15 protein-coding genes and 1 pseudogene are annotated in these 25,179 nt (G+C 69.5%); 14 read left to right on the forward strand and 2 right to left on the reverse strand.

Annotation, left to right across the window (positions count from 1 at the left end):
* The first annotated feature begins 33 nt into the window (after window positions 1-33).
* Entirely contained in the window at window positions 34-2,289 is a 2,256-nt protein-coding gene (yicI, locus tag P8A18_RS27315) for an alpha-xylosidase (protein ID WP_306058642.1), read from the forward strand.
* Window positions 2,290-2,481: 192 nt separating this feature from the next.
* Window positions 2,482-3,093 (forward strand): annotated as a pseudogene (locus P8A18_RS27320) (histidine phosphatase family protein); the annotation flags it as partial.
* 160 nt (window positions 3,094-3,253) lie between these two features.
* Here the strand turns inward: P8A18_RS27320 and P8A18_RS27325 are convergent.
* Window positions 3,254-3,922, reverse strand: coding sequence for a type 1 periplasmic-binding domain-containing protein (locus P8A18_RS27325; RefSeq protein WP_306058644.1), 669 nt, complete (start codon window positions 3,920-3,922; stop codon window positions 3,254-3,256).
* Window positions 3,923-4,092: 170 nt separating this feature from the next.
* On the opposite strand from P8A18_RS27325, the gene P8A18_RS27330 reads away from it, so the two are divergent.
* From P8A18_RS27330 to P8A18_RS27340, 3 genes are all read left to right on the forward strand, one after another.
* A complete protein-coding gene (locus tag P8A18_RS27330) occupies window positions 4,093-5,304 on the forward strand; it encodes a HupE/UreJ family protein (protein ID WP_306058646.1) in 1,212 nt (403 codons plus the stop codon).
* Window positions 5,305-5,443: 139 nt separating this feature from the next.
* Window positions 5,444-7,417 (forward strand): purple acid phosphatase family protein, encoded by a 1,974-nt coding sequence (locus tag P8A18_RS27335; RefSeq protein WP_306058648.1) that lies wholly within the window; start codon window positions 5,444-5,446, stop codon window positions 7,415-7,417.
* A gap of 74 nt (window positions 7,418-7,491) precedes the next feature.
* On the forward strand, window positions 7,492-8,559 hold the full coding sequence (locus P8A18_RS27340; protein WP_306058650.1) for a WxL protein peptidoglycan domain-containing protein: 1,068 nt from the start codon (window positions 7,492-7,494) through the stop codon (window positions 8,557-8,559).
* Window positions 8,560-8,629: 70 nt separating this feature from the next.
* Here the strand turns inward: P8A18_RS27340 and P8A18_RS27345 are convergent, their stop codons facing one another.
* Complete coding sequence (locus P8A18_RS27345; RefSeq protein ID WP_306058652.1) at window positions 8,630-12,475, reverse strand: GH92 family glycosyl hydrolase; 3,846 nt, start codon at window positions 12,473-12,475, stop codon at window positions 8,630-8,632.
* Window positions 12,476-12,973: 498 nt separating this feature from the next.
* Between P8A18_RS27345 and ngcE the strand changes: the two genes are divergently transcribed.
* The 9 genes from ngcE to P8A18_RS27390 all read left to right on the forward strand — a co-directional run bounded on the left by ngcE (window position 12,974) and on the right by P8A18_RS27390 (window position 25,173).
* Window positions 12,974-14,419, forward strand: a complete 1,446-nt coding sequence (gene ngcE, locus P8A18_RS27350; RefSeq protein ID WP_306058654.1) for an N-acetylglucosamine/diacetylchitobiose ABC transporter substrate-binding protein — start codon at window positions 12,974-12,976, stop codon at window positions 14,417-14,419.
* A 50-nt stretch (window positions 14,420-14,469) separates the two neighbouring features.
* On the forward strand, window positions 14,470-15,393 hold the full coding sequence (locus P8A18_RS27355; protein ID WP_306058656.1) for a carbohydrate ABC transporter permease: 924 nt from the start codon (window positions 14,470-14,472) through the stop codon (window positions 15,391-15,393).
* A gap of 94 nt (window positions 15,394-15,487) precedes the next feature.
* Window positions 15,488-16,405 carry a carbohydrate ABC transporter permease gene (locus tag P8A18_RS27360; RefSeq protein ID WP_371933721.1) on the forward strand — a complete coding sequence of 306 codons (918 nt, stop codon included), beginning with the start codon at window positions 15,488-15,490 and terminating at the stop codon, window positions 16,403-16,405.
* Between the two features lie 246 nt (window positions 16,406-16,651).
* The gene (locus tag P8A18_RS27365) at window positions 16,652-17,851 is read left to right on the forward strand and encodes an ROK family transcriptional regulator (protein ID WP_306061174.1); all 1,200 of its coding nucleotides are present in this window, start codon (window positions 16,652-16,654) and stop codon (window positions 17,849-17,851) included.
* A gap of 123 nt (window positions 17,852-17,974) precedes the next feature.
* A complete protein-coding gene (locus tag P8A18_RS27370) occupies window positions 17,975-19,042 on the forward strand; it encodes a sugar ABC transporter substrate-binding protein (protein WP_371933722.1) in 1,068 nt (355 codons plus the stop codon).
* A gap of 231 nt (window positions 19,043-19,273) precedes the next feature.
* Window positions 19,274-20,062 (forward strand): ATP-binding cassette domain-containing protein, encoded by a 789-nt coding sequence (locus tag P8A18_RS27375; protein ID WP_306058661.1) that lies wholly within the window; start codon window positions 19,274-19,276, stop codon window positions 20,060-20,062.
* Window positions 20,059-21,360, forward strand: a complete 1,302-nt coding sequence (locus P8A18_RS27380; protein ID WP_306058664.1) for a sugar ABC transporter permease — start codon at window positions 20,059-20,061, stop codon at window positions 21,358-21,360. Before P8A18_RS27375 ends, P8A18_RS27380 begins: the two co-directional genes overlap by 4 nt.
* A 222-nt stretch (window positions 21,361-21,582) precedes the next feature.
* Window positions 21,583-23,505 carry a 1-deoxy-D-xylulose-5-phosphate synthase gene (dxs, locus tag P8A18_RS27385; RefSeq protein WP_306061176.1) on the forward strand — a complete coding sequence of 641 codons (1,923 nt, stop codon included), beginning with the start codon at window positions 21,583-21,585 and terminating at the stop codon, window positions 23,503-23,505.
* A 162-nt stretch (window positions 23,506-23,667) separates the two neighbouring features.
* Window positions 23,668-25,173: an amino acid permease gene (locus tag P8A18_RS27390; RefSeq protein WP_306058666.1), complete on the forward strand. Its 1,506-nt coding sequence runs from the start codon at window positions 23,668-23,670 to the stop codon at window positions 25,171-25,173.
* Window positions 25,174-25,179: the final 6 nt, after the last annotated feature.

Raw genomic sequence — 25,179 nt, forward strand, 5'->3', positions numbered from 1 at the left:
ATCAAAACCAGGACCCAAAGGAACGGACCCCCCATGAAGTTCACCGACGGCTTCTGGCAGATGCGAGACGGTGTCCACGCCTCGTACGCCACCGACCTCCGCGACCTCCGCCTCGACGCCGGCCGGCTCACCGCCTACGCCGCGGTCAAGCACGTGGCCCGGCGCGGGGACACGCTGAACGCCCCCCTGATCACCGTGGAGGCGTACGCCCCCGCCGAAGGCGTCATCGGTGTCCGCGTCACCCACCTGGCGGGCAGGCGCCACCCGGGCCCCGACTTCGATCTGCCCGGCGCGACCGGCGACGCGGCGGCCGCCGTCCGGGAGCACGGCGGGGCCGCCGAGCTGACCAGCGGCCCGCTCACCCTCCGGCTGCCCGCGGCCGGCGGCTTCGGCCTGGAGTTCCTCGACGCGGACGGCCGGCTCCTGACCGCCGCCGGACGCAAGGGGACCGCCTTCGCCACGACCGGAGACGGCGGCCACCACATGCTCACCCAGCTCGCGCTGGGCGTCGGCGAGACGATCCACGGGCTCGGCGAACGGTTCACCCCGTACGTCAAGAACGGCCAGGTCGTCGACATGTGGCAGGCGGACGGCGGCACCAGCAGCGAGCAGGCGTACAAGAACGTCCCGTTCTACCTCTCCTCGCGCGGCTACGGCGTCTTCGTCAACCACCCCGGCAAGGTCTCCTTCGAGGTCGGCTCCGAAGCGGTGGGCCAGGTGCAGTTCAGCGTCGAGGACCAGAGCCTGGAGTACTTCGTCGTCGCCGGGCCCACCCCCAAGGAGGTGCTGGCCCGCTACACCGCGCTCACCGGCCGCCCGGCCCTGCCCCCCGCCTGGTCCTTCGGCCTGTGGCTGACGACCTCGTTCACCACCTCCTACGACGAGGAGACCGTCACCTCGTTCGTGGACGGCATGGCCGAGCGGGGCATCCCGCTCTCCGTCTTCCACTTCGACTGCTTCTGGATGCGCGAGTACCAGTGGTGCGACTTCGAGTGGGACCCGCGGACCTTCCCGGACCCGGCCGGCATGCTGGCCCGCCTCAAGGACAAGGGCCTCAGGATCTGCGTCTGGATCAACCCGTACATCGCGCAGAAGAGCCCCCTGTACGCGGAGGGCGCGGCGAACGGCTACTTCGTCCGCACCCCCGGCGGCGACGTCTGGCAGTGGGACATGTGGCAGGCCGGCATGGCGCTGGTGGACTTCAGCAACCCCGAGGCCACCGCCTGGTACCAGGGCAAGCTGAAGACGCTCCTGGACCAGGGGGTCGACGGCTTCAAGACCGACTTCGGCGAGCGCATCCCCACCGACGTCGTCTGGCACGACGGCTCCGACCCGGAGCGGATGCACAACTACTACGCGCACCTCTACAACAAGGCCGTCTTCGAGGTGCTGGAGAAGGAGCGCGGCCAGGGCGAGGCCGTTCTCTTCGCCCGCTCCGCCACCGCGGGCGGCCAGCAGTTCCCCGTGCACTGGGGCGGCGACTGTTGGTCCTCCTTCGGCGCGATGGCCGAGTCCCTGCGCGGCGGCCTCTCCCTCTCGCTGTCCGGGTTCGGCTTCTGGAGCCACGACATCGGCGGCTTCGAGGGCACCCCCGACCCGGCGGTCTTCAAGCGCTGGCTCGCCTTCGGCCTGCTCTCCTCGCACAGCCGGCTGCACGGCTCCTCCTCCTACCGCGTGCCGTGGGAGTTCGGTGACGAGGCGGTCGCGGTCGCCCGGCAGTTCACCGAGCTCAAGCACCGCCTCATGCCCTACCTGTACGCGGCGGCCGTCGAGGCCCACCGCACCGGCGTCCCCACCATGCGCCCGATGCTGCTGGAGTTCCCCGACGACCCGGCCGCCCGCACGGTGGACCGCCAGTACCTGCTGGGCCCGGACGTCCTGGTCGCCCCGGTCTTCAGCGAGGACGGCCACACCGAGTACTACGTCCCCGAGGGCACCTGGACCCACCTCCTGACCGGCGAGACCGTCTCCGGCCCCGCCTGGCACCGCGGCACCTACGGCTTCGACAGCCTCCCGCTGCTGGTCCGCCCCGGCGCTGTCCTGCCGCTCGGCGCGGACACCTCCCGCCCCGACGGCGACTGGACGACCGGCCTGGAGCTGCGCGTGTACGCCCCCGAGGGCATCGGCGACTTCACCCGCACGGTGACCGTCCCCGGCCTCACGGGCGCCCCCGCAGCCACGTACCAGGTGGTCCGCGAGGGCGGCACCCTCCGCGTCACCGCCGACACGGACCGGCCGTACGAGGTCGTGGTCGTCGGCGACCCGGCGGTGGACGTGGTCAAGGGCTGAACGCGGGCGCGGCCGGCGAAGGACGGGGGGCGCGGTGCGGGACCGCGCCCCCGCAGGACCTCGCAGCCGTATCCGGGCACTCCCGGGCGCGCCCGCCCCGCCCGGTCCGGGCCGGAATGCGATCGTGGAGCGGCGGGTTCCCACCTTCGACAGCACGTGAGCGGCAACGGCACCGAGAGCGGATGGCCTCATATGGGCGAGCTGATCCTGATCCGGCACGGCGAGACCGAGTGGTCCCGGGACGGACAGCACACGAGCCACACCGACCTGCCGCTGACCCCCCTCGGTGAGCGGCAGGCCCGCGCCCTGGCCCCGCTGCTCGCGGACCGCGCCATCGCGCTCACCCTGGTCAGCCCCTTGCTCCGGGCCCGGCGCACCGCCGAACTCGCCGGGCTCACCGCACCCCGCGTCACCCCCGAGCTGCGCGAGTGGGACTACGGCGGCTACGAGGGCATCACCACCGACGAGATCCACCGCACCCGCCCCGGCTGGAACCTCTGGACGGACGGCGTCGCCGCGGGCCCCGCGGCCCACCCGGGCGAAACCCCGGCGGAGGTCGGCGACCGGGCCGACCGGGTGCTGGCCCAGGTCGCCCGCGCCGCCCGGCGCGCCGGGGACGAGGACATCGCGCTCGTCGCGCACTCCCACTTCCTGCGTGTCCTGACGGCCCGCTACCTCGGCCTGACCCCGGCGGAGGGCACGCTCTTCCAGCTCGCGACGGGCGCCGTCTCCCGCCTCGGCCGGGAACACGGCCGGCCGGTCATCACCGCGTGGAACGTCACGCTGCCCGAGAGCCTCTTCCCGCCGGAGCAGCCGGAGCAGCCGGAGCAGCCGGAGCAGCCGGAGCAGCCGGAGCAGCCGGAGCAGCCGGAGCAGCCGGAGCAGCCGGAGCAGCCGGAGCAGCCGGAGCAGCCGGAGCCGCCGGAGTCCCCGGAACGCGCCTGACCGCCCCTTCGGGCAGGCCCTAGAAGTCGTCCAGCCATACGACGATCCCGGTGCGCCCGGTCAGGGCCGCCGCGGCGCCCGCCCGGATCGCGGCCGCGCAGCGGGCCCCGGTGAACGAGGCGGGGTCGTACGTCGAGGACATGCCGAGCCCCTCCCCGCGGAACGACGCCCCGGTCCAGTCGACCGCCGTCACGTTCTCGGTGGGTTCGGCGAGCTCCGCCCCCACGATCAGGAACCGCTGGGCGAGATGGCTCGGGGTCACCGTCGTCAGGGGGTCGATGAGGTCGTTGCCCGCGCTGACGACGAGATCCGGGTGCAGGTCCAGCGCCCGGGTGACCGCGGGCAGCAGGTCGGTGTCGTCGGACGCGGTCACGGTGCGCAGGTCCACGTCCGTCTCCTTCGCCCACTCCCGCACCGCCTCGGCGAGGGTCTTCGCCGGGCGGTCGGTGCCCGCGGTGAGCAGGACGACCCGGGTGCCGGGCGCGGGCCGGACCCCGGACCACGAACCGGGGCTCGGCGTGACGGTCGACTCCGGCGCGGGCGGCCGGCCGGGATCGGTGAACCCCGCGCCGGGTGTGCCGACGGCGGAGGGGACGGGGCGCCGCTGCGACCAGTCGTCACCCGAGGCGCATCCGGTGAGCAGGGCGGCGGCCACCACCAGAACGGCGGCGAGAGACGGGCGGTGCAAGGCGGACGTCCTTCGGTGCGGAGCGGCTTTTTCCACATCCTGCTCGGCCGTTCCACACGATCTCCACCGGTCCGACCGATTTCGAACGCTTGTTTTCTCATGGTTCGCTGACCGGTCGTCGGCGGTTCATCCACGACCAGCACGGTGCACGGGCAACCCCAAGGAGACCCATGTCGCACCGTGCCCGCCGCCTGCTGCTCGCCTTCGCCGCGGCGGCCTTCCTCTTCCTCGGCCTCGTCAGGCCCGCAGCCGCCCACGGCTTCACCTCCGTCGTGTACGCGCACGTCACCGCCGACGGTGACGGCCGCCTCCGCAGCGAACTGAAACTGGAGTACGACCTGCTCGTCGTCTCGGCCGCCGACGCCGGGTCCGACGACCCGCTCTTCCGGGCCGGGACCGACGCGTTCGAAGCCAAGGACGCCGGCGCTCAGGCCAAGGCCCTCGACGCGCACCGCGCGACCGTCATCGACTACGTCACCCGGCGTTTCGCGGTCACCGCGGGCGGCGCCGACTGCGAACCCGCTCCCGTCGGAGGGTTCCGGATGGGCACCGAGGAGGGCGTGCCCTACGCGCTGCTCACGCTCGACTGGACCTGCTCCGGACACGGCACCGGCGACCACGAGATCCGCAGCGGCCTCTTCCCCGACCCGGAGGGGTACGTCGAGGGAACCAAGACGATCGTCACGTACGCGGTCGACGGTCACACCGGCAGCGCCGCCCTCGACAGCGCCCACCCGGAGTTCTCTATCAGCCAGTCCTGGCCGCAGCGCTTCTGGGAGTTCTTCCGCCTGGGCGCCGAGCACCTGCTGACGGGCACCGACCACATCCTGTTCCTGCTCGCCCTCATCGCCGGATCGCTCAGACCCCGCGAAGTCGTCCTGGCGGCCACCGCGTTCACCCTCGCCCACTCGGTGACGTTCCTGCTCGCCGCGCTCGGTCTGGTCGACGTCCCCGCCGGCCTCGTGGAGCCCGTCATCGCCCTGTCCATCGCCGTGGTCGCGGGCTGGCACCTGTGGCGCCTGCGGGAGCGCGGCGAGCGGGCGGCGGTGCTCCCGGCGCCGGAGACGAGCCGGCTCGGGCTCGACCGGGCCGGGTGGACCCGGCTCGGCGTGGTGTTCTGCTTCGGCCTCGTGCACGGACTCGGCTTCGCGGGGGCCCTCGGTATCGAGGCGGCGTGGTCGTGGACGCTCCTGTGGTCCCTGCTGGTGTTCAACATCGGCATCGAGGCCGTCCAACTCGGCTTCATCGCCGTGCTGTTCCCGCTCCTGCTGCTGCTCGGCCGGCGCTCGCCGCGGGCCGGCCGGTGGGTGACCGGGGCGCTGTCCGCGGGGGTGGCCGTCATGGGCCTCGCCTGGTTCGTACAGCGCGTGACCGGATCGTAGGAACCACAGGCGGACGGTGAAGTTCAGCCTCCGCCCGGATCGCCTTCGCGTGCTGTTCATCCAGGGCCTGGAACTTGGTGCCCGTCCTTCGTGTGCGCACATCCTGCCCACCGTTTGTACACAAAAGAATCGATACTTCATGAGAACGAACCCTTCCCAGCGGGCCGGCAGGCCCGTCGGGCACCGCGTGGCCACCGGCGCCACCGCCGCCTTCCTCGGCCTGGCCGTGGCCTTCGCGGGCGGGCAGGCATCGCCCGCCGCCGCGGCCGAATCCTCCACCCTCTCCGGCATCGTCCTGGGCGTCGGCGCCAACGAGACCCAGCGCACCGTCAGCTGGTACTCCTCCGCGGACACCGCCCAGAAGGTCCAGCTCGCCCCCACCGCTCAGCTCAAGGGCGGCGATTTCCCCGCGGACTCGGCCAACTTCGACGCCCTGGGCGCCAAGAACACCGCCGGCAGCGGCTACAACCGCAGCGCCACGCTCACCGGCCTCAAGGAGAACACCGCGTACTCCTACCGCGTCGGGACCGAGGGCAACTGGTCCCCGGCGTACTCCTTCACGACCCAGGACTTCGAGGGCGACTACGACTTCCTGTTCCTCGGCGACCCGCAGATAGGTTCCTCCGGCGACTTGGCGCAGGACCAGGCCGGCTGGCAGGACACCCTGGACGTGGCCACCAAGGCCAACCCGAAGGCGGAGATCCTGGTCTCCGGCGGCGACCAGGTCGAGAGCGCCAACAACGAGGCCCAGTGGACCTCCTTCCTCGCGCCCGACCAGCTGCGCCAGTACCCCTGGGCCGCCACCATCGGCAACCACGACGTCGGCGGCAAGGCGTACGAGCAGCACTTCTCGACGCCCAACACCGACAACTCCGGCTCGCTGTACGCCAACGGCAACCCGGCGTCCGACACCTCCGGCGGCAACTACTGGTACATCTACAAGGATGTGCTGTTCATCGACCTCAACAGCAACAGCTACGACACCGCCCAGGGCGGCGGGGGCGACGAGGCGCACACCAAGTACGTCACGGACGTCATCAACGAGCACGGCTCCGAGGCCAAGTGGAAGGTGCTCGTCTACCACCACTCGATCTACTCGCCGGCCTCGCACGCCAAGGACAAGGACAACAAGGTCCGCCGCGTCGACTTCCCGACGACCTTCTCCAAGCTCGGCGTCGACATGGTCCTTCAGGGCCACGACCACAGCTACTCCCGCAGCTACCTCATCAAGAACGGCCAGAAGGCCGACCCGGACGAGCAGCCCGGCGCGGCGGACGTCTACCCCGGCCCCGGCGGCGTCCTCTACGTCACGGCCAACTCGGCCTCGGGTTCGAAGTACTACGACATCACCGCGCCCGACTCCAGCGGCACCAGCGGCGCGGGCAACGGCGCCGACCCGCTGAACCCGGACAACTACTGGTACAACTCGGTCCAGAACCAGGAGCACGTCCGCAGCTACGTCAAGGTCCAGGTGCGGAACGACAAGCTCGTCGTCGAGAACATCCGCAGCGGCACCTGCGAGGCACCCAACTCCCAGGTGTCCAAGGGCGACTGGTGCAAGAACACCACCGCCGCCCAGCCGGTCGGCTCGGTCGTCGACAAGGTGAGCGTCCACCCCTACAACGGTGACGGCCAGTCCCTCCAGGTCAACGTGCCCAAGCCGGCCCCCGGCGAGTTCGGCTGGACCATCGACGGCTACAACGGCCTGGTGGACCTCGGCACCGCCAAGGAGGAGAACGGTGACCACTTCACCGCCTCCGGCAAGATCAACCCGATCCGGGTGACGGACACCCGCCGCTCGCTCTCCCCGTGGGCGGTCTCGGCCGGCGTGAGCACCTTCAAGGACGCCGAGAAGACGTTCGCGGGCTCCTACCTCGGCTGGTCCCCGTACATCCTCGACCAGGGCGCCGGCGCCAAGGCCGGTCCTTCGGTCCCGTCCGGCTACGACGGCAAGGGCGAGGGCCTGGCCCTCTCCCGCAGCCTCGGCTCCGCGCCCCAGGGGCACGCCCGCGGTACGGCCCGGCTGGGCGCCGACCTCGACCTGAGGATCCCGGACTCCGTCCAGAAGGGCGGCTACCGCGCCACCCTCACCATCACCGCGCTGAGCAGCTGACCCTCCCCGCTCCACCGGCGTGGCAGGCTCCGGTACGCCGCAGCCTGCCACGCCGCCGTTCCGAGAGAGACCCCATGCACGCAGTGGCACCACCTCGCCGCACCGCCGCCGTCCGCACCGCCCTCCTCGTCCTGCTCGCGGCCCTGGCGTTCGGCACGTCCACCGGCCCGGCACGGGCCGCCGGCGGCGACGTCACCTGGACGGTCCGGACGGCCGCGGGCGACTACGGGGAGGACCGGTCGAGCTTCGGCTACACCGTCAACCCCGGCGGTGAGGCCGAGGACGCCCTCGTCGTGGCCAACCACGGCACGGAGCCGCTGAGCCTCGCCGTCTACGCGGCCGACGGCTTCACGACGGACAAGGGGCAGCTCGACCTCCTCACCGAGGGGAAGAAGTCCCGCGCCGTCGGAGCCTGGGTGCGGGCGGACCGCACGAGCGTGCGGATCGCCCCCGGGAAGAGCGCCGAGATCCCCTTCACCGTGAAGGTCCCGCGCGACGCGTCCCCCGGCGACTACGTGGGCGGCATCCTCACCTCGCTGAAGCAGGCGGGCGACACCGAGGGCATCACCGTCGACCGGCGCCTCGGTATCCGGATCAAGCTGCGCGTCAGCGGCGCCCTGAAGCCCGCACTCGCCGTCGAGGACGTGCACATCGACTACCGGGGGACCGCCAACCCCTTCGGCCGGGGCGGTGCCACGGTCTCCTACAGCCTCCACAACACCGGCAACGCGCTGCTCTCCGGCACCCAGAAGGTCACCCTCACCGGCCCCTTCGGGACGCTGAGCACCGAGGCCGGCACGATCCCGGCACCGCCGGAACTGCTGCCCGGCGAGCGCTGGAAGGTCACGGTCCCCGTCCACGACGTCACCCCCGCCCTCCGCCTCGCGGCCACCGTCGCCGTCACCCCGCTCCTCACCGACGCGGCGGGCTCCACCAGGGCCCTCGACCCCGTCCGGACCACGGCCCACGGCTGGGCGGTCCCCTGGACGCTCCTGCTGCTCGTGGTCCTCGTCCTGGGCGCGGCCGTCGCGGCGTTCGTACTCGTCCGCCGAGCGCGCGCCCGGCGTGCGCGGCGCGAGGAGGAGCGGGTGCGCGAGGCGGTGGAGCAGGCGCTGCGCGACAAGGCGGAACAGCACTCCTGAGTACGGCGCGCACACGCGGACGGGCCGCCCGGCATCCGGGCGGCCCGTCCTCATGGGCGGAGCGGGTGGCTCAGGAGATCAGCTCCACCTCCGCGAGCGTCGCCTCCCCGTCGAGCACCAGCCGGTAGTGCGCGTACGAGCCGGGGGACTTCACCGAGAAGGCCCTCGTCTGCTTGTCCCAGGCGAAGGTCTCGCCGGACCGCTTGTCGAGGTCCTTCCAGCTCCTGCCGTCCGCCGAGCCCTGGAGGACCCAGCCGGCCGGGGCCTTCGCCGCCGTCGCCGAGGTCAGCGTGTACTGGGCCGCCTTCGTCGCGGACGGGACCGGGAGCTCGACGGTGGAGACTGTGGCGGTGGTCGCCGAGGTGTTGTCGAACAGCGCGCCCTCTCCCTTCAGCACGTCCTTCCTCGGGGACGGCACCTGGTCGTCCTGGGTGAGGGAGACCGGGGCGGCGTTCTTGCCGGTGCCCCAGGCGGACGGCTTCGGGCCCATGTCGAAGGCCAGCGTCCCGCCCTTGGCCAGCAGGTCGTGCGGCAGCGAGGTGGAGGTCCACTTCTTGCCGTTGACCTTCAGGCCCTGGACGTAGATGTTCTTCGCGCTGTTCTTCGGCGCCTCGACGACCAGCTTGCGGCCGTTCTCCAGGTGCACGGTGGCCTTGGTGAACAGCGGTGAGCCGATCGCGTACTCGCCGCTGCCCATCACCAGCGGGTAGAAGCCGAGCGAGGAGAAGAGGAACCAGGCCGACTGCTCGCCGTTGTCCTCGTCGCCGTGGTAGCCCTGGCCGATGTCACTGCCCGTGTACAGCCGGCCGAGGACCTCGCGGACCTTCTCCTGCGTCTTGTACGGCTGCGAGGCCGCGTCGTACATGTAGGTGACGTGGTGGGCGACCTGGTTGCTGTGCCCGTACTGGCCCATCCGCACGTCCCGGGCCTCCGTCATCTCGTGGATGACGCCGCCGTAGCTGCCGACGAACTCCGGGCCCGCCGTCTCCGGGGTGGCGAAGTACGTGTCCAGCTTCTTCGCGAGGCCGTCCCGGCCGCCGTAGAGGTTGGCCAGGCCCCGGCTGTCCTGCGGGGCGGTGAAGGCGTAGCCCCAGCCGTTGGTCTCCGTGTAGTCGTACCCCCAGACGCGCGGGTCGTACTGGTCGGAGGGCAGGCGCCAGTCGCCGGAGGCGTCCTTGCCCTGGAAGAAGCCGGCCTTGTCGTCGAACAGCTCCACGTAGTCGCGGGCCCGGTTCAGGAAGTACTCGGACTCGTCCTTGTAGCGCTGCTTGTGCGTCTTCTCGTAGAGCGCCCGGCCCATCTTCCCGATGCCGTAGTCGTTGAGGTAGCCCTCCAGCGACCAGGACAGGCCCTCATGGGTGGAGGTGTCGGCGTACCCGGCGAACGGGGACGTCTCCATGCCCTTGCGGCCGACGCCCGAGGAGGGCGGGACCACCGTGGCGTTCTTCAGGGCCGCGTCGTACGCCGCCTCGGCGTCGAACTCCACGCCCTTGACGTACGCGTCGGCGAACGCCACGTCCGAGGAGGTGCCGGTCATCAGGTCCGCGTACCCGGGGGAGGACCAGCGCGAGATCCAGCCGCCGTCCTTGTACTGCTGCACGAAGCCGTCGACCATCTCGCCGGCCTTCTTCGGGGTGAGCAGGGAGTAGGCCGGCCAGGTCGTCCGGTAGGTGTCCCAGAAGCCGTTGTTGACGTAGACCTTGCCGGGGACGATCTTCGCGCCGGTGTGCGTCGGGGTGTCCGAGCCGACCTGCGGGGAGAACGGGGAGGCGTAGGTGTCCTTGCCGTCGACCTGCTCGAAGCCCGAGTTCGGGTAGAGGTAGAGCCGGTACAGGCTGGAGTACAGCGTGGTGAGCTGGTCGGGGGTCGCGCCCTCGACCTCCACCTTGCCCAGCAGACCGTCCCAGGCGGCCCGCGCACGGGACTCGACCCCGGCGAAGGAGCGCGAGGCGGGGATCTCGGCGGCCAGGTTCTTCTTCGCCTGGTCGACGCTGATCAGCGAGGTCGCCAGGCGCAGGCCGACCGTGCGGTCCTTGCCCGCGTCGAAGCGCAGATACCCGGTGACGTCACTGCCGCCGCCGCCGGAGAGCTTGCCGCTCGCGGTGACGGGCGCGTCGAAGACGCCGTACACGAACAGCCGGGTCGCCCCGGTCGAGAGGCCGCTCTTCACGTCGGAGAAGCCGGTGAACGAGCTGGTGGCCGGGTCCAGGGTCAGCCCGCCGTCGTTGGAGACGTTGTCGAAGACGATGCTCGCGTCCTTGCCCGGGTACGTGAACCGCATCCGCGCCGCGTGGTCGGTCGGCGTCATCTCGGCCTTGAGGCCGTTCTCGAACGACACCCCGTAGTAGTGGGGCCTCGCCGTCTCGTTCTCGTGCCTGAACGGCAGCGCGCGTGCCTCGCGGGAGGCGTCCGGGGTGCCGGAGGCCGCCGACGGCATCAGCTGGAACGTCTGCCGGTCACCCATCCAGGGGCTCGGCTCGTGGCTCGCGCTGAACGCCTGGAGCGTGGGCAGGTTGTCCTCGTTGTTGCCCCGCGCGTAGTCGTAGAGCCAGCTGGTCGAGCCCGCGTTGGTGACCGGTGTCCAGAAGTTGAACCCGTTGGGGACGGCGGTCGCGGGGAAGTTGTTGCCGCGCGAGAAGGAGCCGCTGGAGTTGGTCCCGCGCACGGTCGAGGCGTAGTCCGAGAGATGCGCCTTGCGCTTCTCGGGCGCCCTGGGCGCGATCTTCAGGTCGTCGATCCAGCCCTGGAACTTCGCGGGGCCCTTCGGGGAGTCGTACGCGACCAGGATGCGGTCCACGGTCCTGCCCGCCGCGACGGTGCCGATCCCGGCCTCGACCTTGTTCCACTGGTTGACGTACAGCCGCTTGGCGTCGGCCTGGCCCTGCGGGGTCAGCAGGCCGCCGTTGGAGTCGGTGGCGCGCAGATCGCTCAGGTAGGTGCCGTCCGTGAACGCGAGGTCCACCGCGACGTGGGTGGCCGGGTAGGACAGGTCCGTCTCACCCATCTGGGGGTAGACCAGGTAGGAGAGCTCGGTGTCCCGGGTGACGCGCGTGTTGACGTCGAAGACCTTGTTGTACGAGTATCCGCGGCCGTCCGCCTTGTGCGTGCCCGCGTACCTGAGCGCCTTCTTCCCGGTGAAGCCCGCGCCGGCCTTCGCGGTGGGGGAGCCGGACGGGCCCCGGTCGACCTGGCTGCGCATGTCGGCGGGGGCGGGGGCGGAGGTGTCGCCGTCGGAGAACTGGACGTCGGCGAGCTGGGTGGCGTCGGTGGCGCCGTTGTTCCTGGTGATGTCCAGGCGGAAGTGCTGGTAGGCCCGGTCCGCCGTGAAGTCGTACGACTTGGTCTGGAAGCGCTCGCCGAAGGTCTGGCCGGTCCGGGTGTCCAGGTCCGTCCAGCTCTCGCCGTCCTCGGAGCCCTGGAGGGTCCAGTCCCTGGGGTCGCGCTCGTCGTGGTCGTCGGCCGAGGTCAGCGCGTAGGTCACGACCTTCACCGGCTCCGTGAGGTCGAACTCGGCCCAGGCGGAGGGCTCGAAGGCCAGCCACTTGGTGCCGGACTCGCCGTCGACCAGGTTCTCCTTCACCTCGCCGCCGGCGGTGTTCTCGTCGCTGGCGCGGACATCGGTGACCTTGTCGGTCACATTGCCCGGTATTCCGGAGGAGAAGCCGCCATCGATACCCGATGCCCGCTTCTTTCCGTCAGGGCCCTGTTCTACGGTATTGCGCCAGTCCGGCTGCTTTTCGTCCTCCTCGAAGGACGTGCTGAATGTCCGGTCACCCGCGGGCCCATGACCTTTTCCGGTCGACCCGGCCGATTGAGCGGCGGCCGCCGTGGGGGCTGTCACGACCAGGGCCAAAGAGGCCGCGATCAGCGCTGCCGTGCTGCTTTGTCTCGTACGAGAACGGTTTCGGGGGTGCATGCCGAGCCATTCCTCCCGGGGAAGTGCGTTTGGACAACGTTGTCAGAAGATACGCACGAACAAGTAGGGAGTGAAGTGGCGTGCGGTGTCAAGGGTGTTGGATCAGAGCCGGCTGCCGAATCGACCGGAATGCGGAAATCGTTACATCCGGCGGAGGGCGTGAGGTGCCGAGGTATCCGCGAGGTCTCAACTCGGGAAAGACTCCCGTGCAAACTTGCTTTCGATCTTGCTCAGTTGGCGGCAAGTGGACTATACCTGTCGGCGTCTGCACAGCCGGGTCACTGGTTGCGCGGCTGGGGGACACGGGGGCAGGACGACACGACGCCGCAGGTTGCGTCGGCTGTCCGGTCCCCCGACGCCCCCCACGGCAATGGTTAGCCTGAAATCTGTACCACCCAAGCGCAACCGACCGCGGTGGCGGGGCCCTTCGCCTGAGGCGAATACGACGGGGCGACCGGTACACACCGCCTGAGTCCTGGAGAAGGCGAGGACTTGAGCATGGGATCCACCTCCGCCCACAAGAATGAGGGCCTTGGCCGTCGCGATGTGATCAAGCGTTCTGCGGCACTCGGTCTGATCACCGTCCCGACGATGAGCTTCCTGTCCGCCTGCGCGAGCGGCGACAGCGGCAGCGACGAAACGGTCAAGAAGGGCAAGACCAGCGCGAAGAACCCGCTGGGCGTCAACGAGACGGCCGCCCTCGACGTGGTCATCTTCGACGGCGGCTTCGGCGAGCAGTACGCGATCGACGCCGAGAAGAAGTACACCGCGGCCTTCCCGAAGGCCAAGGTCAAGCACACCGCGACGCAGAAGATCCAGTCGCAGCTCCAGCCGCGCTTCAACGGCGGCACCCCGCCGGACCTGATCGACAACTCCGGCGCCGAGCAGATGGACATGGGTGTCCTCGTCGGCAAGAAGCAGCTGCTCGACCTCACCCCGCTGATGGACGCCCCGTCCATCGACGACCCGAGCAAGAAGGTCCGCGACACCCTGCGTCCGGGCGTCCTGGAGATGGGTCAGTTCGAGGGCGACCCGGTCTGGATCATGTACTACGCGTACACCGTGTACGGCGTGTGGTACTCGCAGACCGGGCTGGAGAAGCTCGACGCGGAGTACCCGGAGAACTGGGACGACATGCTCGCCCTCTGCGCGAAGGCGAAGAAGCAGGGCATCGCGGGCTGGACGTACGCCGGTAAGTACCCGTACTACCTGCCGTTCTCGCTCTACCCGTTCATCGCCAAGATCGGCGGCCGGGAGGTTCTCGACAAGATCGACAACCTGGAGCCGAACGCGTGGAAGGACCCCGCCGTCAAGGCGGCGTTCGAGGCGTACTACGAGCTGTACAAGAAGGGGTACATCCTCCAGGGCACCCCCGGTCTGACCCACATCCAGTCGCAGACCGAGTGGACGAAGGGCAAGGCGCTCTTCATCCCCAACGGTTCGTGGGTGGAGAACGAGGCGGCGCCGACCACGCCCAAGGACTTCAAGATGATGGTCGCGGCCCCCTCCGGCCTGGACTCGTCCGACAAGATGCCCTTCGGCACCATCTGGGCGTCCGGCGGCGAGCCCTTCGTCGTCCCGGCCAAGGCGAAGAACCCGCAGGGCGGCATGGAGCAGCTGCGCATCATGCTCTCCGAGGAGTCCTCGAAGAACTTCACCCAGCAGGTCAAGTCCCTGAGCGCCTTCAACGGCGGCACCGACGGGCTGACCCTCTCCACGGCCATGCAGGCCGGTGTCGACGCGCTGAAGAAGGCCGGCGACAACGTGGTGAACCCGCGCCTGCAGGACTGGTACGTCAAGCTCCAGAAGGAGCAGATCGGCACCGCCGGTCTCGGCGAGATGATGGCCGGGCGCCTGACACCCACCGAGGCCATCAAGAAGATCCAGGGCTTCGCGGACGCGGCGGCCAAGGACCAGTCCATCAAGCACTACAAGCACCAGTGAGCAACCGTCACCAGCGGCGGCACCCGCGGAAAGATCGGGGTCGGTAAACGATGCAGCACGGCAGGTACCGGTTCATTGTGGGGTTCCTGGTAGCCCCCTTGGCCTTGTACGCGGTCTTCGTCATCTGGCCGTTCATCCAGGCCATCTACTATTCCTTCACGGACTGGACCGGTCTGAGCCCGGACTTCAAGATGGTCGGCTTCGGCAACTACACCAGGATGCTGAAGGACGACATTTTCTGGAAGTCCCTCCAGCACAGCGTGATCCTGGTGCTGGTGCTGCCGCTGGTGACGTTGAGCCTCGCGCTCTTCTTCGCCTTCATGCTGAACGTCGGGGGCCGTCGGCGCAAAAACGCCGCGGTCTCCGGCGTGCGGGGCTCGGGCTTCTACAAGATCGCGTATTTCTTCCCGCAGGTCCTCTCGATCGTCATCGTCGCCCTGCTGTTCCAGTTCGCTTACAACCCGCGTTCGGGAATGCTGAATTCGGCGCTGAAGGGCATCGGCCTCGGTTCCGTGCAGCCGGACTGGCTGGGCGACCCGAGCCTGGCCCTGATCTGCGTCATGGTGGTGCTGGTCTGGTCGACGGTCGGCTTCTTCGTCGTCCTCTTCTCGGCCGGAATGGCGTCCATTCCCAAGGACTTCTACGAGGCGGCACTCCTGGACGGGGCCAGCCGGGTCACGACGTTCTTCAAGATCACCGTGCCGCTGCTCTGGGACACCATCCAGTCGGGCTGGGTCTACATGGGCATCCTGGCCCTCGGCGTCGAGGCGTTCACGGCCGTCCAGGTCATGACGGTCGGCCCCGGCGGCCCCGACTACTCGACCTCGATCCTGCCGCTGTACGTCTACCAGACCGCCTTCCGCGACGGTCAGGCCGGCTACGCGACGACCATCGGTGTCGGACTGCTTATCGTCACCATGGCGTTCGCCGCCGTCGTGATGCGGCTGGGCCGGCGCGAGCGGCTGGAGTTCTGATGCTGCGCTTCCCGGGCCACGCCGCCCGGACCCCCAGCAGGCAAGACAGCCCGGTCCCGGCGGCCGGCTCGACAGTAGTACGAGGTGAGCACACGTGAAGGCCACTGAAACCCCTCCCGTGGTCACGGTGAAGGAACCGGCCCCCGTGTCCGAGGCGCCCGCCCCGGGCGGCAAGGAGAAGGGCAGCGAGGGCAAGACCCTCAACGTCTTCTCCCACGGTGTGCTGATCATCTGGGCGATCCTGGTGGTCCTGCCGCTGCTCTGGGCGATCATGTCCTCGTTCAAGAGCGACGACTCGATCCTGTCGACCCCCTGGGCGCTGCCGGACAAGCTCCACTTCGACAACTGGTCGCGCGCCTGGAGCCAGGCGCACATGAGCGACTACTTCTTCAACACCATCATCGTGGTGGGCGGTTCGCTCATCGGCACCCTGCTGCTCGGCTCGATGGCGGCCTACGTGCTGGCCCGGTTCGACTTCCCGGGCAACCGCTTCATCTACTACCTGTTCATCGGCGGGATGAGCTTCCCGATCATCCTGGCGCTGGTCCCGCTGTTCTTCGTGATGAACAACATGGGCCTGCTGAACACGCGCCACGGACTGATCATGGTCTACATCGCGTACTCACTGCCCTTCACCGTCTTCTTCCTCACCTCCTTCTTCCGAACGCTACCGGGATCGGTGGCGGAGGCGGCGATGATCGACGGGGCCTCGCACACCCGGACGTTCTTCCAGGTGATGCTGCCGATGGCCAAGCCCGGCCTGATCAGCGTCGGCATCTTCAACTTCCTCGGCCAGTGGAACCAGTACATGCTGCCGACGGTGCTGAACACCGACCCGAAGTACCGGGTGCTCTCGCAAGGTCTGGTCGAACTGGCCAACAGCCAGGGCTACAAGGGCGACTGGTCCGGACTCTTCGCCGGACTGGTGATGGCGATGCTGCCGGTCCTCGCGGCCTACATCATCTTCCAGCGCCAGGTCGTGGCCGGGCTGACCGCGGGCGCGGTGAAGTAGGCCCCGCGCCTCTTCCCGTACCGCCTGCCCGCACCTCCTGAACGCACCACCGAACGAACCGAACCGCCCGCCGGCGTCCTCGCCGACGGGCGGTTCGTCTGTGTACGGGAGAGTTCGCCAGGTCGGAGGTGCGGCGCAGCCGCGCTCATCCGTGGCTCGGACTGCTCAAGGTCTTGACGGGGAGGACCCCAAAACGGTCAGCTTAGAGTTCACATGTTGGAGAATATGGCAGGAGTGAGTGAGTCGATGGAGACTCCGGGGTCGCAGACGTCTCTGCATCGCGCCAACCTTGAGCGGGTCGTGCGCGCCGTACGTATGGCGGGTTCGCTCACCCAGGCGGAGATCGCCAGGAGCACGGGCCTGTCCGCGGCCACCGTCTCCAATATCGTTCGTGAACTGAAGGACGGCGGCACGGTCGAGGTGACCCCCACCTCGGCGGGCGGCCGCCGGGCCCGCAGCGTCTCGCTCAGCGGCGACGCCGGCATCGTGATCGGCGTCGACTTCGGCCACACCCACCTGCGCGTCGCCGTCGGCAACCTGGCCCACCAGGTGCTCGCCGAGGAGTCCGAGCCGCTGGACGTCGACGCCTCGTCGGCCGAGGGCTTCGGACGGGCGGAACAGCTGGTCAACCGCCTGATCGAGACCACCGGGATCAGTCCCGGCAAGGTCATCGGGGTGGGGCTCGGTGTTCCCGGCCCGATCGACGTCGAGTCCGGCACGCTGGGCTCCACGTCGATCCTGCCGGGCTGGACAGGCATCAACCCCAGCGACGAGCTCGCCGCCCGTCTCGGCGTGCCGGTCTACGTGGACAACGACGCCAACCTCGGGGCGCTCGGCGAGCTGGTGTGGGGGAGCGGCCGGGGGGTCAGGGACCTCGCGTACATCAAGGTCGCCAGCGGTGTCGGCGCCGGTCTGGTGATCGACTCGCACATCTACCGGGGCCCCGGCGGAACGGCCGGCGAGATCGGCCACATCACCCTCGACGAATCGGGCCCGGTCTGCCGCTGCGGCAACCGCGGCTGCCTGGAGACCTTCACGGCCGCGCGCTACGTGCTGCCCCTGCTCCGGCCCAGCCACGGCCCCGATCTCACCATGGAGCGGGTGGTCCAGCTGGCCCGTGAGGGCGATCCGGGCTGCCGGCGGGTGATCGGCGACGTCGGGCGGCACATCGGCAGCGGCGTCGCCAACCTCTGCAACCTGCTCAACCCGAGCCGCGTGGTGCTCGGCGGCTCGCTCGCGGAGGCCGGGGAGCTGGTCCTCGGGCCCATCCGCGACTCCGTGTCCCGCTACGCCATCCCCAGCGCCGCACGGCAGCTGTCGGTGCTTCCTGGGGCCCTGGGAGGCCGGGCGGAGGTGCTGGGGGCCCTGGCACTCGTCCTGAGCGAGATGGGGGATTCAACACTTTTGGAGAGCAACCTGCCTGCGGCCACACCTGCCTTCACTTAGATAACGAATGGCACCGTTGTCATCTCGTTAAGGATTTACTCCTTGACGTCGCCCCTGCGGCCGAGTTGACTTCCAGCCACCTCGGCCGCGACGTTGCGGCCTCGTCAGGGAGGCAAACCCCCAATGAACGCAATGACGCGACGCATCGTCATCGGCACGGCCGCAGTTTCGATGGCCGTCTCCCTCGCCGCCTGCGGCAAGGCCGGCGACGACAAGAAGGACTCGGCGGACTCGGGCAGCAAGACCAAGATCGGTCTGCTCCTCCCGGAGAACAAGACCGCCCGCTACGAGACGCTGGACAAGCCGCTGTTCATCGAAGCGGTCGAGAAGAACTGCCCGGACTGCGAGGTCGTCTACAACAACGCGGCCAGCGACGTCGGCCAGCAGAAGCAGCAGTTCGAGCAGCAGATCGCCGACGGCATCAAGGTCATCGCGATCTCCTCGGTCGACGCCGAGAAGTCCGCCGCGTGGGTCGCCGACGCGCACAAGAAGGGCGTCAAGGTCGTCGCGTACGACCGCGCCATCGTCGGTGCCGACGCCTACGTCAGCCACGACAACGAGAAGATCGGCAAGCTCCAGGGCCAGGCCCTCATCGACGCCCTCGGCTCCAAGGCGTCCGGCGCCAACGTCGTCATGATCAACGGTGACGAGAAGGACCCGAACGCCGGCCTGTTCAAGAAGGGCGCCCACACGTCCCTCGACGGCAAGGTCAAGATCGCCTACGAGGCGTCCGGCGAGTGGGACCCGAAGATCGCCGGCGAGAAGATGACCGCGGCCATCTCCTCGGTGGGCAAGGGCAAGATCGACGCGGTCTACTCCGCCAACGACGGCATGGCGGGCGGCATCATCACGTCCCTGGGCAACGCCGGCATCAAGGACATCCCGGTGGGTGGCCAGGACGCCGAGCTCCCCGGTATCCAGCGGATCATCGCCGGTACGCAGACCTTCACGATCTACAAGTCGCCGAAGCAGCTCGCCCCGGCGGCCGCCCAGTTCGCCGTCAACCTGCTCCAGGGCAAGGACATCGGCGCCGAGGGCGAGACGGACGGCGTCCCCTCCACGCTGCTCGAGCCGACCGTGGTGAACAAGGACAACATCGAGTCCACCGTGATCAAGGACGGCATCTACGAGGTCTCCAAGGTCTGCGTGAAGGACATCGCCGCCAAGTGCACCGCGCTGGGCATCAAGTAGTCCCTCCGCGCGCCGGGGCCGGCCGGCCCCGGCGCGTACGGGTGTGATCCGCACCGCACGGCGGAGTCCGCCCACCCCATGACTGTCCGGCCCCGGCCGGCCCACACCCCGCTGCCGGCCGGGTGCCGGACACTCTTCCCCCAGTACTTCCCGTACGTCGACGCGGCCCCTCGTGGCGCGGCGTCTCCGCCGGTCAGGCGGCACATCCCCGCCGGTCAGGCGGCGAAGGAGATGGTTCACGTGTCACAGACGCCCGTGCTGGCGTTGCGTGGGGTCTTCAAGCGATTCGGAGCGGTCCAGGTCCTCTCCGGTGTCGATCTCGAAGTCCACGCCAGAGAAGTGGTCGCCCTGGTCGGCGACAACGGTGCAGGAAAATCCACGCTGGTCAAGACGATCGCCGGCGTGCACCCCATCGATGACGGCGTCATCGAGTGGGAGGGCGCGAAGGTGGACATCAGCCGTCCGCACGACGCCCAGAACCTCGGCGTCGCCACCGTCTACCAGGACCTCGCGCTCTGCGACAACCTGGACGTCGTCGCCAACCTCTTCCTCGGGCGCGAGATCAAGAAGGGCGGCGTCCTCGACGAGGTCGCCATGGAGAAGCGGGCGCAGGACCTCCTGTCCACGCTCTCCATCCGTATCCCCAGCGTCCGCATCCCGGTCGCCGCGCTCTCCGGCGGCCAGCGCCAGGTCGTGGCCATCGCCCGTGCCCTGGTCGGCAACCCCAAGATCGTGATCCTGGACGAGCCCACCGCGGCCCTCGGCGTCGAGCAGACCGCACAGGTCCTCGACCTGGTGGAGCGGCTGCGCGAGCAGAACCTCGGCGTCATCCTCATCAGCCACAACATGGCCGATGTGAAGGCCGTCGCCGACAAGGTCGCCGTGCTGCGACTCGGCCACAACAACGGCATCTTCCCGGTGGCGACGACCAGCCACGAAGAAATCATCGCCGCGATCACGGGCGCCACCGACAACGCCGTGACCCGCCGCAAGTCCCGCAGCGCGGAGGCATCCAAGTGAGCAACGTCAACGAGACTCCGGCCAAGGTCCCGGCCCAGGCGGACGCCACCACCGAGGCTCCCGCGGCAGCGCCCGACGCGGTCAGGGTCGTCGACCCCCGCCTGCTCATCCGTGAGCAGGGCTTCAAGGGCTACTGGACCGAGTTCAAGCGCAAAGTGCGCTCGGGCGAGATCGGCTCGCTGCCCGTCGTGGTGGGCCTGATCATCATCGGGATCGTCTTCCAGCTGGAGACCGGCAACTTCCTCACCTCGTACAACCTCGACCAGATCACGCTGTACGCGGCGGGCCCCGGCATCATGGCCGTGGGCATCGTCTTCGTACTGCTGCTCGGTGAGATCGACCTCGCGGTCGGTTCCGTCGCGGGTCTCGCGGGTGCGGTGTGGGCCGTGGTCGGCACGGACATACCCGACTCCCTCGCCATCGTGGTGGGCATCCTGTCCGGCACGGTCATCGGCGCCTTCCACGGCATCGTCTTCGCCAAGATCGGCGTGCCCGCGTTCGTCGTGACCCTGGCGGGCTTCCTGGGCTGGGCCGGCATGCAGACCTGGGTGATGGGCGACAAGTCCACCATCACCACCCCGCTCGGCAGCTTCGTCCGCGATCTGACCAGCTACTACTTCGAGGACATCGCCGCCGCCTACGGCCTCGCCGTGGTCGTCATCGTCGCCTTCTACCTCGCGCAGCTGCGCGACGCGAGGCGCCGCAAGGCCGCGGAGCTGCCGCACCGCCCGCAGAGCGAGATCATCCTGCGCACCGTGCTGCTCGCCGTCATGTGCCTGCTCGCCGCGTACGCGTTCAACCAGGAGCAGGGCCTCCCGCTCTCCCTGGTGATCTTCCTCGGGATCCTGGTCGTCACCGACTTCATCCTGCGCCGCACCACCTACGGCCGTCAGGTCTTCGCGGTCGGCGGTGGCGTCGAGGCGGCGCGCCGGGCCGGCATCAACGTGTCCTGGATCCGCATCTCGGTGTTCATGATCTCCGGCACGCTCGGTGCGGTCGGCGGTCTCTTCCTGGCCTCCGCGACCGGCGGCGCCGACCGCTCGCTCGGTGGCGGCAACCAGCTCATGATGTGCATCGCCGCGGCCGTCATCGGCGGTACGTCCCTGTTCGGCGGACGCGGCAAGGTCTGGTCCGCGCTGCTGGGCATCCTGGTCATCCAGTCGATCGTCCAGGGCCTCAACCAGATGAACCTGTCGTCGAACGCGATCCAGTACATGATCACCGGCGGAGTGCTCCTCATCGCCGTGATCATCGACTCGGTCTCGCGCAAGACCCAGAAGACCGCGGGCCGCGCCTGACCGCGGACCCGCGCACCACTGCCGGAGCCCGGCGCCCCTCCGCGGGGCGCCGGGCTCCGGCACGTACCGGTACGGGCAAGCAGCACTCCCCGCCCCCGGCCCGGGGGGAGGCCGTTAGACTCATCCGATCGGCATGCTCGACCAGCACAATCGCAAGGAGGCACGGTGACACAGCCGCGCGAAGCGCGTCACGCACGGGCGGTGGTGGGCGACGGATGGGATCTGCTGACCCGCATCGGCGGACCGCGTGACCTTGACCGGCTCACTTCCGAGCAGCTGGAGCAGCTCGCCGAAGAGATCCGGACCTTCCTCGTCGACGCCGTCTCCAAGACCGGCGGCCACCTCGGACCCAACCTCGGCGTGGTCGAACTGACCATCGCCCTGCACCGGGTCTTCGACTCGCCGAAGGACAAGGTCCTCTTCGACACCGGCCACCAGAGCTATGTGCACAAGCTCCTCACCGGCCGCCAGGACTTCACCAGGCTCAAGAGCAAGGGCGGCCTCTCCGGCTACCCCTCGCGCGCCGAGTCCGAGCACGACGTCATCGAGAACTCGCACGCCTCCACCGTCCTCGGCTGGGCCGACGGCCTCGCCAAGGCCAACGAGGTACGCGGCAAGGACGACCACGTCGTCGCGGTCATCGGTGACGGAGCCCTCACCGGAGGCATGGCCTGGGAGGCGCTGAACAACATCGCCGCCGCCAAGGACCGCCCCCTCGTCATCGTCGTCAACGACAACGAACGCTCCTACGCGCCCACCATCGGCGGCCTCGCCAACCACCTGGCGACCCTGCGCACCACCGACGGCTACGAGCGCTTCCTCGCCCGCGGCAAGGACCTCCTGGAGCGCACCCCCGTCGTCGGCAAGCCGCTGTACGAGACGCTGCACGGCGCGAAGAAGGGCCTCAAGGACTTCATCGCCCCGCAGGGCATGTTCGAGGACCTCGGCCTGAAGTACGTCGGCCCGATCGACGGCCACGACATCGAGGCCCTGGAGTCCGCGCTCCAGCGGGCCAAGCGCTTCGGCGGCCCCGTCATCGTGCACTGCCTCACCGAGAAGGGCCGCGGCTACACCCCCGCCCTGCTCGACGAGGCCGACCGCTTCCACGCCGTCGGCAAGATCCACCCCGACACCGGGCTGCCCGTCGCCACCTCCGGGCTCGACTGGACCTCTGTGTTCGGCGAGGAGATGGTCAAGCTCGGCCACGAGCGCGAGGACATCGTCGCGATCACCGCGGCCATGCTCCAGCCGGTCGGCCTGACCAAGTTCGAGAAGGAGTTCCCGGACCGGATCTACGACGTCGGTATCGCCGAGCAGCACGGCGCGGTCTCCGCGGCGGGCCTGGCCACCGGCGGCCTGCACCCCGTCTTCGCGGTGTACGCCACCTTCCTCAACCGGGCCTTCGACCAGGTCCTGATGGACGTCGCCCTGCACAAGTGCGGGGTCACCTTCGTCCTGGACCGGGCCGGGATCACCGGCACCGACGGCGCCTCCCACAACGGCATGTGGGACATGTCGATCCTCCAGTGCGTGCCCTCGCTCCGGATCGCCGCCCCCCGCGACGCCGACCAGGTCCGCGCCCAGCTGCGCGAGGCCGTCGAGGTGGACGACGCCCCGACCGTCGTCCGCTTCTCCAAGGGCGCGGTCGGCCCCTCGGTCAAGGCCGTCGGCACGGCAGGCGGCATGGACGTGCTCCGCGAGTCCGGCGCCGCCCGCCCGGACGTCCTGCTGGTCTCCATCGGCGCGCTCGCCCCGATGTGCCTGGAGATCGCCGGCCTGCTCGACGCCCAGGGCATCTCCACGACCGTCGTGGACCCGCGCTGGGTCAAGCCGGTGGACGAGGCCATGGCCCCGCTCGCCGCGCAGCACCGCGTCGTCGTCACCGTCGAGGACAACAGCAGGGCCGGCGGCGTCGGCTCAGCCGTCGCCCAGGCGCTGCGCGACGCGGACGTGGACGTGCCGCTGCGCGACTTCGGCATCCCGCCGGTCTTCCTCGACCACGCCTCCCGCAAGGAGGTCATGGCCGAGATCGGGCTGACCGCACCGGACATCGCCCGCCAGGTCACCGGTCTGGTCGCCAAGCTCGACGGCCGCTACGAGACGGACGCGGAGAGCCGCACGGTGGCGGAGCCCGTCCGGGACTGACCCGTACCCGAAGCTCGGCCGAACGGGCCGGTCGCACCACCCCGCGAGGGTGGTCCGACCGGCCCGTTCGCGTGAAATACCGCCGGAACAGGCGTGCCGGGAGCAGGTGGGCCCTCGGGGTCCGAATCATGGCGTGCACGACGAGTGCGTGGAGGTACGCCGGTGAGCACGCAGCAGGACCTGCCCCCCAGCGGGAACAGGCTGTTCCGGACCAAGACGGTCGAACAGTCCATCCGCGACACCGAGGAGCCGGAGCACGCCCTCAAGAAGTCCCTCTCCGCGCTCGACCTCACGGTCTTCGGAGTCGGCGTCATCATCGGCACCGGCATCTTCGTCCTCACCGGGAAGGTCGCCAAGGAGACGGCGGGCCCGGCCACCGCCATCGCCTTCGTCGTCGCCGGCGTCGTCTGCGCCCTGGCCGCCCTCTGCTACGCGGAGTTCGCCTCCACGGTGCCGGTGGCCGGCTCGGCGTACACCTTCTCCTACGCCTCGCTCGGCGAGCTGGTCGCCTGGATCATCGGCTGGGACCTGGTGCTGGAATTCGCGCTGGGCACGGCGGTGGTCGCGGTCGGCTGGTCCGGGTACGTCCGCTCGCTGCTGGACAACGCCGGCTGGCACCTGCCCGACGCGCTGTCCGGACCGGACGTGGCGGAAGGATTCGGCTTCGACATCCTCGCGTTCGTCCTGATCCTGATCCTGACCGTCATCCTGGTGCTGGGCATGAAGCTGTCCGCCCGGGTCACCACGGTGGTCGTCGCCGTGAAGATCGCCGTGGTCCTGATCGTCATCATCGCCGGCCTGTTCTTCATCGACACCGCGAACTACTCGCCGTTCATCCCCGAGGCCCAGCCGCAGCCCTCCGGATCGGGGCTCGACGCCCCGCTGGTCCAGCTGATCTTCGGCTACGCCCCGACGAACTTCGGCGTCATGGGCATCTTCACCGCCGCCTCCGTCGTCTTCTTCGCCTTCATCGGCTTCGACGTCGTGGCCACGGCCGCGGAGGAGACGAAGCTCCCGCAGCGCGACATGCCGCGCGGCATCATGGCCTCGCTGTTCATCTGCACCGCGCTCTACGTCGCCGTGTCGATCGTCGTCACCGGCATGCAGCACTACACCGAGCTGTCCGTCAGCGCCCCGCTGGCCGACGCCTTCAAGGCCGTCGGGCACCCCTTCTACGCGGGCGTCATCAGCTTCGGCGCTGCGGTCGGCCTGACCACGGTCTGCATGATCCTGCTGCTCGGCCAGACCCGGGTGTTCTTCGCGATGAGCCGCGACGGGCTGCTCCCGAGGTTCTTCTCCAAGACGCACCCGCGCTTTCGCACCCCGTACCGCCCGACCATCCTGCTCGGCGTGCTCATCGCCGTCGTCGCCGGTCTGACCAGCATCAACGAGCTGGCGACGCTGGTGAACATCGGCACCCTCTTCGCCTTCGTGGTCGTCGCGCTCGGCGTCATCGTGCTGCGCCGCACCCGCCCGGACCTGCACCGGGCCTTCCGTACCCCGTGGGTGCCGCTGATCCCCATCCTGTCGGTGGCCGCCTCGGTATGGCTGATGCTCAACCTGCCGGCCGAGACCTGGCTGCGGTTCGCGGTCTGGATGGTGATCGGCGTGATCATCTACTTCACGTACGGCCGCAAGCACAGCCGGGTGAGCCGCACCCGCGCGTGACCTCCT

The organism is Streptomyces sp. Mut1 (assembly GCF_030719295.1).
GTDB classification, from domain to species: domain Bacteria; phylum Actinomycetota; class Actinomycetes; order Streptomycetales; family Streptomycetaceae; genus Streptomyces; species Streptomyces castrisilvae.